We start from the raw sequence: 11906 nt of genomic DNA, 5'->3' as shown, positions 1-11906 counted from the left end.
CGCAGCTGCTCGCGGCCGGCTCCGACACATCGGCCGCGACGCGCATCATGCCGGCCCCCGGTGAAGAGGGTGCCGAAGAGGCGACTGAGAAGAAGAAGCGCAGTCCCTGGACCTGGCCGCTCATCGCCCTCATCGCCCTGCTGCTCCTGGTGCTCATCGGCACCATCTGGGCGGTCGTGGCGAACCAGGACACGCCCGAGCCCGACCCGACCAAGACCACCTCGACGCCCTCGGTGACACCCACCGACACGCCGACCCCCACGCCCACCACGGCGAACGTCGTCGCGGACGAGTACGTGGGACTGGACTGCGCCGCAGCGTCGACGGCACTCGACGCGCTCGGCCTCGGTGCGAACTGCGTCGAGGGCAACGCCGCGCCCGACGAGGCGAGCGTGGGCAAGGTCTACAGCGTGAGCCCGACCGGCAACGTGCCGAAGAGCACGATCATCGAGCTGACGGCCTATGCCGGGCAGACCCCGATGCCGCAGCCGAGCTCCCCGACGTTCCAGGGTGCTCCGGCATCCGTCGCCCCCGGCGAGGATGTCACCGTCATGTGGGACGGCTACACCTGCCCCTCGGGCGCCGGCTCGGTCAGCGCCTACACCTTCACGGTGCAGAACGGCACGATCACGAACGGCCCGAGCTTCCCGCAGAATGCCCGGTCGGCGACCGTGACGGCGGGCGATGCGGCGGGCCAGACGGTCATCGTGACGTACAACGTCACGTGCAGCGGCGGCACCGCGGGCAACCGCACGTCGGGTGAGTCGGGTGAGGCCACGGTGCTCATCGAAGCCCCGGCACCGACGCCGACGCCGAGCCCGTGAGCCTGGCTGAGTGAATCCGCAGAGCGGGTCGCGCGGCACGCGTGACCCGCTCTCGCTCGGCTAGTGTGGCTGATGTTCCAGGCAGGGAGTGACCGTGACAGCTGAGCCGCGTGTGCTTTCGGGGCGCTATCGCATCGATGAGCCCATCGGCCGAGGCGGCATGGCGAGCGTCTACCGCGGGTACGACCTCACGCTCGGCCGCGAGGTCGCGATCAAGATCCTCGACCGCGAGCTGGCCGACGACAACGCCTTCCGCACCCGGTTCCGCCTCGAGGCGCAGGCGGCGTCCCGGATGGCCCACCCCACGATCGTGCGGGTGTACGACGCCGGCGAGGACTCCCTGACGTCGCCGGACGGCACCGTTCGCCCCGTCCCGTTCATCGTGATGGAGCTCGTCAAGGGCCGGCTGCTCAAGGAGATCATCGCCGCGGGGCCGGTTCCCGTCACGGATGCCGTCCGTTACGTCGACGGCATCCTCGAGGCTCTCGAGTATTCGCACCGCGCCGGTGTCGTGCACCGTGACATCAAGCCCGGCAACGTCATGGTGACGGATGCCGGACAGGTGAAGGTGATGGACTTCGGCATCGCCCGCGCGGTGTCGGACAGCTCGTCGACCGTGGCCGAGACCACCCAGATCCTCGGCACCGCCGCCTACTTCTCGCCGGAACAGGCGAAGGGGGAGCCGGTCGACGCGCGCGCCGACGTGTACTCGACCGGTGTCGTGCTCTACGAGCTGCTCACCGGCCGCCAGCCGTTCCGCGGCGACTCTCCGGTGGCGGTGGCGTATCAGCACGTCAGCGAAGCGCCGGTGCCGCCGTCCGAGGTGAACGAGACGGTGCCCCGCTCCCTCGACACCGTCGCGCTCCGCGCCCTCGCGAAGGACCCGTTCCAGCGCTACCAGGATGCCGCCGGCTTCCGCGAGGCGCTCGACGCGACCGTGGACGGCCGGCAGCCGTCGAAGCGGCAGGTGGGTGCGCTCACCAGCGAGCTGTACGGCCCGAACCCGCGCCAGGCGGCCGAGACCGCGCGGTCCCTGCGCCAGCTGAGCACCGACACCACCATGAAGCGCACGCAGGCCGGTCCGCCGGTCGCCTGGATCTGGGCCGGCGTGGCGCTGCTGGCGGTGCTTCTCATCTCGCTGCTGTTCTGGGTCCTCACCATCCAGCCGCGCGACGACCTGCCCGACAACGTGCGCGAGGTGCCCGATGTGTCGGGCATGACCTACGAGCGCGCGAACGAAGCACTGGCCGAGGACGACCTCCGGGCGATCCGCGTGGACGAGGAGAACACCGAGGTCGCCGCCGGCAACGTCATCCGCACCGACCCCGAGGCGGGCACGTCGGTGACGCCCGACCAGCAGGTCAGCGTGTACGTCTCGACCGGGCAGCAGATGTCGACGGTGCCGACGCTGGTGGGACTCGGCCAGGATGCCGCGACCTCTGCGATCACGGCCGCCGGGCTGCAGCTGGGCACCGTCACGTCGCAGAACGACAAGGACCTGGCCGCCGGCACGGTCATCTCGAGCGATCCGGTCGACGGGGCGAGTGTCGCCGCCGGCACGATGGTGAACCTCGTCGTGGCGTCCGGTCGGGTGGCGATCGACGACGTGCGGGGCTACACCGTGGACGCGGCCACGCGTGAGCTCGAGGACGTCGGCCTCACCGTGACCGCGCAGGAGGACCCGAACTGCGCCGGTGCTGACCCTGCGACCGTGCAGTCGCAGTCGCTGACGCCCGGCGACGTCCCGGTGCACTCGCAGATCACGCTGATCTACTGCTCGGGCTCGTAGCGCGCCGGACGGCGTCTCGCGGGACGTGGCGGTGCCGCGGGCTCAGGCGTCGCGGCGGGGACTGAGCGTCGCGCCGCGGGCGGCGGCATCCGTGAATCCGACCGATGCGAGCCAGTTGCCCAGCAGGCGGTGTCCGCCCTCGGTGAGCACGCTCTCGGGGTGGAACTGCACGCCGACGACGGGCGCGGTGCGGTGAGCGACGCCCATGATGACGCCGCTCGCCGTGCTGCTGGTGACCACCAGCTCGGCAGGCAGCGTCCCGGGCACGATGGCGAGCGAGTGGTAGCGCGTCGCCGTGAACGGGTCTGGGAGCCCGGCGTACAGGGCCGAGCCGTCGTGATGCACGAGCGACGTCATGCCGTGCATGAGCTCGGGGGCGTGGTCGACCGTCGCCCCGTACGCCTCGGCGATCGCCTGGTGGCCGAGGCACACGCCCAGGAGCGGAATGCCGCCCGCCGCCGCCGCACGGACGACCGCGATGGATGCGCCGGCGTCGGCGGGGGTGCCGGGTCCGGGTGAGACGAGCACCGCTCGGCGACCCGTGACCGCCCCCGCGGGATCGTCGATCGCATCGGCCTCGACCATGTCGGTCTCGGCCCCGAGCTCGTGCAGGTACCCGATCAGGGTGTGGACGAAGCTGTCGTGGTTGTCGACGACGAGAATGCGTGCCGACGACGGTGCCGCGGTCACGACACCGGCGCACCCGACGGCGCGGCGGGGAGCCCGACGGTGACGTCCTGCGGGTTCACGAACTGGCTCACCCAGGGGAAGACGTAGAAGAGCAGGCCGTACAGCACCGCTGCGACGAGGACGAGCAGGATGAGCACCCGCACCCACGCCGGTCCGGGAAGCACCCGCCAGAGGGCCGCGTACATCAGACCACCGCCTGGAGGGATGCCGGTTCCCCGGCGTCGCGCGGCGTGAACGACTCGAACACGCCATAGGCGACGATGCGCTCGGTCATGGCGTACATGGGGCTGCAGCTCGTCATGGTGATGTAAGCGGTTCCGGCGGGGACGTCCATCGCCTGGGGCACGGGGAGGAGCACTTCGACCTCGTTCGGGCGGACGTACTGGAGCGTCCGGAAGCGGTACGTGTACCAGCCGGCCTGCGTCTCCACCACGATCGCGTCCCCCACGTGGAGGTCGGCGATGCGGTTGAACGGCTTGCCCCACGTCGTGCGATGGGCGGCGACGGCGAAGTTGCCCGGCTCGCCCGGCATCTTGGTGCCGGGGTAGTGGCCGATGCCGATCGGGTCGAGGGTGCGGGAACGGGTCACACCGCCCGCCATCGGCACCGCGTAGTCCGACCCGAAGCGGGGGATGCGCATGACGGCGAACGTCTGGCCGTCGCCGGCCTCGGGCAGCACGGGCGCGGGCGCCGTGACCGGAGCGGCGGGTGCGGATGGATCCGGCTCCGGCGCGGCGACGACGGGATCCTCGCCGTCGTACTGCTCCGCCCACTCCTGCGAGAGCTGGGTCCCTTCGGCGTTGCGCTCGGCGCCATAGATCAGATCGCCGACCCACAGCTGCCACACGACGTAGAGAAGAACGATGACACCGGCGGTGATGAGCACCTCGCCGATGACACCGACGACGGACGTGCGCCGGCGCGGGGTCTGCTCCCTCCGCGCGGCGCGCCCGAGACCGGACAGCGCGTCATCCACAGGGGGATTCTCGCACAGCAAGGGTTGGGGTCGGCTGGCAGTTAGACTCTTCACCATGGCACGACCCGGCAAAGACGACGACTCGCTCGTCGAGCGCGCAGAAGGCGAGGCCGCACCCAACCCGGTGTGGTTCAAGCCGATCATGATCGGACTGATGCTCATCGGTCTGATCTGGATCCTCGTCTTCTACCTGAGCGGCATGGCGTTCCCGATTCCCGACATCGGAGCATGGAACCTGGTGATCGGCTTCGGTATCGCCTTCATCGGCTTCCTCATGACGACGCGCTGGCGATAGCGAGATCCTGCGAACGAGAAGCCCCGGTCTACGGCGACCGGGGCTTTTCCGTGCGCGGATGCCGTCATCTCGGCGGCAGAACCCGCGTGATGCCGCATCCTGAGTTGTTAACAACTCTGTTAACACCTGTGAATTACACCCGTGTCATTCTCCCCAGGCTGTGGATGGGCCTGTGGATAACTCCGTGACCGAGGTGGCGAAGTCCTGCGCGAAGTCCTACGCGAGCACCACTCCCGGGAAGACCACGGGCACGAAGAGAAGCGCGACGAGCCCGGCGCCGACGGCGACGAGCAGGCCGATCTGCAGGCCTCGCTGCCGCACCGCACGGGTGCGCGTGAAGATGAACGCGACGAGCAGGCCGACCAGCAGTCCGCCCACGTGCGCCTGCCAGGAGACGTTGAATCCGGGGATGAACCCGATGACGAGGTTGATGCCGAGGACGAGCGCGATGCCGGCGATATTCGCGCCGATGTGGCGTCCGATCACGAGCAGGGCCCCGAAGAGGCCGAAGATGGCGCCGGACGCCCCGACCACCGGCGTGGTGAATGACAGCAGCGTGACCGCCACCGAGCCGCCGATGGCGCTCAGGACGTAGAGGGTGAGGAACCGCCACCGGCCGAGGAGCGGTTCGAGGCTGCGGCCGATCATCCAGAGCGCGAGCATGTTGAGGCCCACATGCCAGATGCCCGCATGCACGAGTGCCCCGGTGAGCAGCCGCCACGGCTCGAAGCGCCCGGTGACGTCGGGATACATCAACGGCGCCCAGTAGAGCAGCGTCTGCTGCACCGAGTCGCCGAATCCTCCTGGGATGAGCGTCAGCAGGTACACGAAGGCCGTGAGGGCGATGATCGTGTAGGTGACGATGGGCTGTCCCGACGACGCCGACACCGCGCGCGGACGCGACCAGCGGCGCTCGGCCTTGCGCTGCGCCGGCGACTGCGACTTCTGCTGGTCACGCAGGCACTCGGGACAGATCACGCCGACGGCGGCGGGGGTCTGGCACTCCGGGCAGATCGTGCGCATGCATCGCTGGCACAGCACGAAGCTCTGCCGGTCCGGATGCCGGTAGCAGAAGTTGTCGCGGTTGCGCTGGAAGTCGTCGGTGCTCACGCGGCCCCCGTCTGTGGGTTTCGTCGGCTCAGGGCTGCGGCGGATCCGGGCGTGCGGCGGTGTTCCGCCACACGCCCGGCGCGCGAACGATCAGGCCGAGGCGATGTCGATCGACTCGATGACGACCGGCTCGACCGGGCGGTCGCCGGCGGCCGTCGGAACCTCGGCGATGGTGTCGACGACGGCCTTCGAGGCGTCGTCGGCGACCTCGCCGAAGATGGTGTGCTTGCCCTGCAGCCACTCCGGTCCGCGGCCGCCCTGGCCGGGGACCGTGATGAAGAACTGCGAGCCGTTGGTGCCCTCAGGCTGACCGGTGATCGCGTTGCGGCGGAGGCCGGCGTTGGCCATGGCGAGCTTGTACGGCTCGGTGAAGGTGAGCTCGCCGTTGATCTCGTCGTTGAAGTTGTAGCCCGGTCCGCCCACGCCCTGGCCGAGCGGGTCGCCGCCCTGGATCATGAAGCCCGAGATGATGCGGTGGAAGACGACATCCTTGTACAGCGGGCCCTCGCCCGGCTTGCCGGTCGCCGGGTGCGTCCACGCCTGTGACCCGTCGGAGAGCCCGACGAAGTTCTGCACGGTGCGGGGGGCGTGGTCTCCGAACAGGTTGACGACGATGTCGCCGTAGTTGGTGTGGATCGTTGCGACAGCTGTATGAAGCGGCATTCCTACATTGTCTCAGAGTTCACTGCAACCCCTCCCGTCTCGGCAGGGGTCTGGCAAGATGGGGAGACGACATCCCCACGACAGGGAGGGCAACCGTGAGCGTCAGCCGCAAGCGCAAGAAGGAACTCGAGAAGCTTCAGAAGCAGGCGAACCAGCTGTGGGAGACGCAGCAGGTGCTGGTCGGTGAGGCCGCATCCGTCGCACGTGAAGCAAGTCGCCAGCTCGGGCACTTCGGCCGCGAACAGGTCAAGCCGCAGGTGCAGGCCGGCTACGAGAAGTACGCCGCACCGTACGTCGACAAGGGCAAGAAGGTCGTCAACAGCACGGTCATCCCTGCGGCGGGCGCCGTGGTCGGCTCCGCGCTGTCGGTCTGGGACGCTGCGAACGACACGCGCGCGCACCTCGCCAGCGGCCGCGGATTCGCTCTGCCCGACTCGAAGAACTACGGCAAGAAGGCCGACAAGTACGCTCGCGAGGCGAGCCGGTACCTCTCGGCCAAGCTCGAGCGGTCCGCACCGCAGAAGAAGGGGATGGGCGCCGGCGGCGTCATCGCCATCATCCTCGGTGTCGCCGCGGCGGTCGGTGTGCTCTATGCCGCGTGGCAGACGCTTCGCGCCGACGACGAGCTCTGGGTCGCGGACGACCCGCTGCGCGCGCCGGATGCCTGAGCCCGTCACGGGCGAGGCACTGACGGGGGTCGACCGCGTTCGCGCGGCGGCCTCCGCGCGCGGTCTGGCGATCGAGATCCGTGAGCGCCCGGCGGCGAACAGCCTGCCGGAGGCGGCGGCGCTGCTCGGTATCCCCGCGTCCGGCATCGTGAAGACCCTGGTGGTCAAGCGCAGCGACGACACGTATCTGTTCGCGCTCATCCCGGGTGACCGTGCCATCTCCTGGCCGAAGCTGCGGGCCGTCGTCGGTGTGAACAAGCTTCAGCTGCCGGACCCCGCACGCGCGCTGGCCGCCACGGGGTACGAACGGGGGACGATCGTGCCCCTCGGCAGCACCCAAGACTGGCCGATCTACGCCGACAGGGAGATCGTCGGTCAACGGATCGCGATGGGCGCCGGTGCGCACGGCTACAGCATGTTCGTCGACGCCGATGACCTCATCGCCGCCTACGGGGCGACGGTCGCCGACATCTCGCAGCCGGTCGACTGACCGCCGGCGTCGCGCTCAAGAGGGCGGCAGCTCGATCCCCGCCATCTCGAGCGCGATATCGACGAGCTTCACGCGCTGCAGGGCGCTGATCTCCGCGAGCGGGAACCACTCCGCGCGGTCGGTCGAGCCGTTCGTCTCATTGCGCAGGCGTCCGCCGGTGATACGCGCACGGTAGACGATCCGCAGCGTGTGCAGCGGCAGGTCGGCGCCCGGTATCAATCGGCGGCCGGGCGGGATGACACGGGAATGGATGCCGAGCAGCGGCCCGATCGCGACGCGATAGCCCGTCTCCTCCCGGACCTCGCGACGAGCTGCCCGCTCCGGGTCTTCACCCTCTTCGAGGCCGCCCCCGGGCAGTGTCCACGCGGCACGGCGGCCCTCGTTCCAGTGGGCGAGCAGGAGGCGGTCGTGCTCATCGACGATCACCGCGTAGGCCGCGACACGCAGGTCCATGCTTCACCCTATCCGCGCGACTCTTCCAGGAGAACGAAGAAGCCGGCCCCTTGCGGGAACCGGCTTCGTGTGTTCTGTGGAGCCTAGGAGATTCGAACTCCTGACATCCTGCTTGCAAAGCAGGCGCTCTACCAACTGAGCTAAGGCCCCGGGGCTTTCGGTGGGGCTACCAGGACTTGAACCTGGGACCTCTTCATTATCAGTGAAGCGCTCTAACCGCCTGAGCTATAGCCCCGAATGTCTGCGGAACTGCGTCCCGCAACCTCCAAGACTTTACCCGACGAAGCTCGATTTCACGAATCGGGCTGGTTGACTGGGCACGTGACCGCGACCTCTCATCCCGGCGAACCCCACGGCGCCGGACTCGGGCAGCGACTGAACTGGCTGCGTGCCGGCGTGCTGGGTGCGAACGACGGCATCGTGTCGGTCGCCGCGCTCGTCGTCGGCGTCGCCGGCGCGACCACCGACACCGGCGCGCTGTTCACGGCGGGCATCGCCGGGCTCGTCGGCGGAGCGATCTCGATGGCGCTCGGCGAGTACGTTTCGGTGAGCAGTCAGCGCGACTCGGAGCGCGCGCTCATCGCCAAGGAGAGCGGCGAGCTGCGCGACATGCCCGAGCAGGAGCTGGAGGAGCTGACGCAGCTGTATCGCGACCGCGGTCTCTCCGAAGCGACGGCGCGTGTGGTCGCCCAGGAGCTCACCGAGCACGACGCGCTGTCGGCCCACCTCGAGGTGGAGCTGCACATCGACCAGGACGACCTGGTCAATCCGTGGCACGCGGCGCTCTCGTCGGCGATCGCGTTCACCCTCGGAGCACTGCTGCCGCTGCTGGCGATCCTGCTGCCGCCACCCGAGTGGCGGGTCCCCGTCACCTTCGTCGCCGTGCTGCTCGCCCTCGCAGCGACGGGGACGGTGTCGGCGAGCCTCGGCGGCGCACCGCGCCTGCGGGCGGCTACGCGTCTGGTAGTCGGCGGCGCACTCGCGCTCGTCGTCACCTGGCTCATCGGCACGCTGCTCGGCACGACGGTCGTCTGACCGCACACACGAAGCGCCGGCGTCCGCAGATCGAATCCGCGGATGCCGGCGCTGAAGCGCGTTCGGCGTCAGTTCGAGGTGAACCCGACGAGCAGGCCGCCGGTGACCTTGACCGCGAGGTTGTAGATGCCCGCGATCACGGCGCCGAGCACCGTGAAGACCACGAGGTTCAGGATCGCCACAACGGCCGAGAAGGCCAGCACCTGCGGGAAGCTCACGAAGTCCGACAACAGGATGCTGCCGTCCGAGAAGCTGGAGAAGAACTCGTCGGCCTTGTCGATCAGGCCGGTGGTCTGCACCACCAGGAAGACCATCACGAAGGCGACGACGGTCACCACCGCGATCGCGATCGCGGCGAGGAACGACAGCTTCACCGCGGACCAGAAGTCCACGTACACCAGGCGCAGGCGCACCTGCTTGGCGCTGGTCTTGTGACTCGATTTCTTGGCGAGCTTGTCGGCTACCGTGCTCATGCGTCAGTGCTCTCTTCGGGGGTCTCGGGGGAGGCATCCGACCCGTCGGTGTCTTCTGATGACGGGGTCTCAGGTGACGGTGCCTGTTCGGCTCCGTCGGCGGTTTCCTCGGGTTCTTCGGCAAGGCCGCGCTCACCGTTTCGGGCGATTGCGAGGATGCGGTCGTCATCGCCGGAGCGGGCGAACACGACACCCATCGTGTCTCGACCCTTGGCGGGGACCTCGGCCACGGCAGAGCGTACCACCTTGCCGCTGGCAAGAACCACCAAGACCTCGTCGTCCTCGGAGACGATCAGACCACCCGCGAGATCGCCGCGATCCTCGCTGAGTTTGGCCACCTTGATGCCCAGTCCACCGCGGTTCTGCACCCGGTACTGGTCGACGGCGGTGCGCTTGGCGTACCCGCCCTCGGTCACCACGAACACGTAGCCGTCGTCGGTGGCGACGGACGCCGAGAGCAGGCTGTCGGCGGCGCGGAAGTCCATGCCCTTCACGCCCGACGTCGAGCGACCCATCGGACGCAGGGCGGAGTCGGTGGCCGAGAAGCGCAGCGACATGCCGTGCCGGCTGATGAGCAGGATGTCGTCGCCCTCGTCGACGAGCAGCGCGCTGACGACCTCGTCGTCGGGCCCGGCCTCGTCGTCGTCGCCCTCCTCGGGAACCTGACCGCGCAGCTTGATGGCGATGATGCCGCCCTGGCGGTTGGTGTCGTACTCGGTCAGGCGGGTCTTCTTGACGAGGCCGTTGCGCGTGGCGAGCACCAGGTAGGTGGCGACCGAGTAGTCGCGGATGTCGAGGATCTGCGCGATCTCCTCGTCGGGCTGGAGCGCCAGGAGGTTGGCGACGTGCTGGCCCTTGGCGTCGCGGCCGGCTTCCGGCACCTCGTACGCCTTCGACCGGTACACGCGGCCCTTGTTCGTGAAGAACAGGAGCCAGTGATGGGTCGTCGTGACGAAGAAGTGCTCGACCACGTCGTCGGCGCGCAGCTGCGCGCCCTTGACGCCCTTGCCGCCGCGGTGCTGCTGGCGGTAGTTGTCGCTGCGCGTGCGCTTGATGTAGCCGTCGCGCGTGACGGAGATCACCATCTCCTCTTCGGGGATCAGGTCTTCCATCGACATGTCGCCGTCGAACCCGTGCAGGATGTGCGTGCGACGCTCGTCGCCGAATTTGTCGACGATGGCGGTCAGCTCTTCGCGCACGATGTCGCGCTGTCGCTGCGGGGTGGCGAGGATGTCCTGGTAGTCGGCGATCTGGCGCTCGAGCTCGGCGGCCTCGTCGATGATCTTCTGGCGCTCGAGCGCGGCCAGGCGGCGCAGCTGCATCTGCAGGATCGCATCGGCCTGCACCTCGTCGATGTCGAGCAGCGTCTGCAGGCCGTCGTTCGCCTCCTGCACGGTGGGCGAGCGGCGGATGAGCGCGATGACCTCGTCGAGCGCGTCGAGCGCCTTGAGGTAGCCGCGCAGGATGTGCATGCGCTCCTCGGCCTTGCGCAGCCGGTAGGTGGTGCGCCGGACGATGACGTCGATCTGGTGGTCCACCCACAGCGCGATGAACCCGTCGAGCGCGAGCGTGCGGGGGACGTTGTCGACGATCGCGAGCATGTTCGCGCCGAAGTTCTCCTGCAGCTGCGTGTGCTTGTACAGGTTGTTCAGCACGACCTTGGCGACCGCGTCGCGCTTCAGCACGATGACGAGTCGCTGGCCGGTGCGGCCCGAGGTCTCGTCGCGGATGTCGGCGATGCCGCCGACCTTTCCGTCCTTCACGAGGTCGGCGATCTTGATCGCGAGGTTGTCGGGGTTCACCTGGTAGGGCAGCTCGGTGACGACGAGGCACGTGCGACCCTGCAGCTCCTCGACCGAGACCACCGCGCGCATGGTGATCGAACCGCGTCCGGTGCGGTATGCGTCGTTGATGCCCTTCACGCCGAGGATCTGCGCGCCGGTCGGGAAGTCGGGGCCCTTGATGCGCTGGATCAGCGCTTCCTGCAGCTCCTCGCGCGAGGCGTCGGGGTGCTCGAGGTACCACTGGGCACCGGATGCCACCTCGCGGAGGTTGTGCGGCGGGATGTTCGTCGCCATGCCCACGGCGATGCCGACCGAGCCGTTGACGAGGAGGTTCGGGAACCGCGACGGCAGGATGGACGGCTCCTGGGTGTGGCCGTCGTAGTTGTCCTGGAAGTCGACGGTGTCCTCGTCGATGTCGCGCACCATCTCGAGTGCGAGCGGCGCCATCTTCGTCTCGGTGTACCGCGGCGCCGCGGCGCCGTCGTTCCCTGGCGAACCGAAGTTGCCCTGGCCCAGGGCCAGCGGGTAGCGGAGACTCCACGGCTGCACCAGGCGCACGAGCGCGTCGTAGATCGCGGTGTCGCCGTGGGGGTGGTACTGGCCCATGACTTCGCCCACCACACGGGCGCACTTGTTGAAGGAGCGGTCCGGGCGGT

Annotated in this window: 13 protein-coding genes, 2 tRNA genes and 1 pseudogene; 6 read left to right on the top strand and 10 right to left on the bottom strand. The window is 68.9% G+C overall.

What is annotated here, in order from left to right:
- Both VIP82_RS06000 and pknB read left to right on the top strand, forming a co-directional pair.
- A pseudogene (locus tag VIP82_RS06000) lies at positions 1 to 824 on the top strand (serine/threonine protein kinase); the annotation flags it as partial.
- A 94-nt stretch (positions 825 to 918) separates the two neighbouring features.
- Positions 919 to 2613 (top strand): Stk1 family PASTA domain-containing Ser/Thr kinase, encoded by a 1695-nt coding sequence (pknB, locus tag VIP82_RS05995; RefSeq protein ID WP_331906640.1) that lies wholly within the window; start codon positions 919 to 921, stop codon positions 2611 to 2613.
- A 42-nt stretch (positions 2614 to 2655) separates the two neighbouring features.
- Here the strand turns inward: pknB and VIP82_RS05990 are convergent, their stop codons facing one another.
- From VIP82_RS05990 to VIP82_RS05980, 3 genes are read right to left on the bottom strand one after another with little or no spacing between them, the layout of a single operon-like run.
- Positions 2656 to 3303, bottom strand: a complete 648-nt coding sequence (locus tag VIP82_RS05990) for an anthranilate synthase component II (protein WP_331906638.1) — start codon at positions 3301 to 3303, stop codon at positions 2656 to 2658.
- Entirely contained in the window at positions 3300 to 3488 is a 189-nt protein-coding gene (locus tag VIP82_RS05985) for a hypothetical protein (RefSeq protein WP_331906636.1), read from the bottom strand. The genes VIP82_RS05990 and VIP82_RS05985 overlap by 4 nt, the downstream gene beginning before the upstream one ends.
- Positions 3488 to 4279, bottom strand: coding sequence for a class E sortase (locus tag VIP82_RS05980; RefSeq protein WP_331906634.1), 792 nt, complete (start codon positions 4277 to 4279; stop codon positions 3488 to 3490). The genes VIP82_RS05985 and VIP82_RS05980 overlap by 1 nt, the downstream gene beginning before the upstream one ends.
- A gap of 55 nt (positions 4280 to 4334) precedes the next feature.
- On the opposite strand from VIP82_RS05980, the gene VIP82_RS05975 reads away from it, so the two are divergent.
- The gene (locus VIP82_RS05975) at positions 4335 to 4574 is read left to right on the top strand and encodes a cell division protein CrgA (RefSeq protein WP_194412174.1); all 240 of its coding nucleotides are present in this window, start codon (positions 4335 to 4337) and stop codon (positions 4572 to 4574) included.
- Between the two features lie 216 nt (positions 4575 to 4790).
- Here VIP82_RS05975 and VIP82_RS05970 read toward each other — a convergent pair whose 3' ends face one another.
- Together VIP82_RS05970 and VIP82_RS05965 are read right to left on the bottom strand one after the other, a co-directional pair.
- Positions 4791 to 5684, bottom strand: a complete 894-nt coding sequence (locus VIP82_RS05970; RefSeq protein ID WP_331906632.1) for a rhomboid family intramembrane serine protease — start codon at positions 5682 to 5684, stop codon at positions 4791 to 4793.
- 90 nt (positions 5685 to 5774) lie between these two features.
- A complete protein-coding gene (locus VIP82_RS05965) occupies positions 5775 to 6347 on the bottom strand; it encodes a peptidylprolyl isomerase (protein WP_331906630.1) in 573 nt (190 codons plus the stop codon).
- 95 nt (positions 6348 to 6442) lie between these two features.
- On the opposite strand from VIP82_RS05965, the gene VIP82_RS05960 reads away from it, so the two are divergent.
- Both VIP82_RS05960 and VIP82_RS05955 read left to right on the top strand, forming a co-directional pair.
- Positions 6443 to 7015, top strand: a complete 573-nt coding sequence (locus VIP82_RS05960; RefSeq protein ID WP_331906628.1) for a DNA helicase — start codon at positions 6443 to 6445, stop codon at positions 7013 to 7015.
- Positions 7008 to 7505 carry an aminoacyl-tRNA deacylase gene (locus VIP82_RS05955; RefSeq protein ID WP_331906626.1) on the top strand — a complete coding sequence of 166 codons (498 nt, stop codon included), beginning with the start codon at positions 7008 to 7010 and terminating at the stop codon, positions 7503 to 7505. The genes VIP82_RS05960 and VIP82_RS05955 overlap by 8 nt, the downstream gene beginning before the upstream one ends.
- A 15-nt stretch (positions 7506 to 7520) precedes the next feature.
- Here the strand turns inward: VIP82_RS05955 and VIP82_RS05950 are convergent, their stop codons facing one another.
- From VIP82_RS05950 to VIP82_RS05940, 3 genes are all read right to left on the bottom strand, one after another.
- Positions 7521 to 7958, bottom strand: coding sequence for an NUDIX hydrolase (locus VIP82_RS05950; protein ID WP_331906624.1), 438 nt, complete (start codon positions 7956 to 7958; stop codon positions 7521 to 7523).
- A gap of 77 nt (positions 7959 to 8035) precedes the next feature.
- Positions 8036 to 8108 (bottom strand) — tRNA-Ala (locus VIP82_RS05945).
- A gap of 11 nt (positions 8109 to 8119) precedes the next feature.
- Positions 8120 to 8193, bottom strand: a tRNA-Ile gene (locus VIP82_RS05940).
- An 86-nt stretch (positions 8194 to 8279) separates the two neighbouring features.
- Between VIP82_RS05940 and VIP82_RS05935 the strand changes: the two genes are divergently transcribed.
- Positions 8280 to 8993: a VIT1/CCC1 transporter family protein gene (locus tag VIP82_RS05935; protein WP_331906622.1), complete on the top strand. Its 714-nt coding sequence runs from the start codon at positions 8280 to 8282 to the stop codon at positions 8991 to 8993.
- Between the two features lie 68 nt (positions 8994 to 9061).
- Here the strand turns inward: VIP82_RS05935 and VIP82_RS05930 are convergent, their stop codons facing one another.
- Together VIP82_RS05930 and gyrA are read right to left on the bottom strand one after the other, a co-directional pair.
- Complete coding sequence (locus VIP82_RS05930) at positions 9062 to 9466, bottom strand: DUF3566 domain-containing protein (RefSeq protein ID WP_331906620.1); 405 nt, start codon at positions 9464 to 9466, stop codon at positions 9062 to 9064.
- Positions 9463 to 11906 (bottom strand): DNA gyrase subunit A (gyrA, locus tag VIP82_RS05925; RefSeq protein ID WP_331906618.1); only part of this gene is annotated, 2444 nt, incomplete at its 5' end. The genes VIP82_RS05930 and gyrA, both read right to left, overlap by 4 nt.

The sequence above is a fragment of the Microbacterium sp. genome (assembly GCF_036566905.1).
GTDB lineage: Bacteria > Actinomycetota > Actinomycetes > Actinomycetales > Microbacteriaceae > Microbacterium.
Note: the sequence above shows the minus strand (reverse complement) of the source record. Positions and strands in the feature narration are given on the sequence as shown.

Excerpts from the sequence above, each read along its gene's own strand:
- VIP82_RS05985 (WP_331906636.1), bottom strand. The coding sequence starts at position 3,488 with ATGTACGCGGCCCTCTGGCGGGTGCTTCCCGGACCGGCGTGGGTGCGG.
- VIP82_RS05975 (WP_194412174.1), top strand. The coding sequence starts at position 4,335 with ATGGCACGACCCGGCAAAGACGACGACTCGCTCGTCGAGCGCGCAGAA.
- VIP82_RS05965 (WP_331906630.1), bottom strand. The coding sequence starts at position 6,347 with ATGCCGCTTCATACAGCTGTCGCAACGATCCACACCAACTACGGCGAC.
- VIP82_RS05955 (WP_331906626.1), top strand. The coding sequence starts at position 7,008 with ATGCCTGAGCCCGTCACGGGCGAGGCACTGACGGGGGTCGACCGCGTT.
- VIP82_RS05950 (WP_331906624.1), bottom strand. The coding sequence starts at position 7,958 with ATGGACCTGCGTGTCGCGGCCTACGCGGTGATCGTCGATGAGCACGAC.
- VIP82_RS05930 (WP_331906620.1), bottom strand. The coding sequence starts at position 9,466 with ATGAGCACGGTAGCCGACAAGCTCGCCAAGAAATCGAGTCACAAGACC.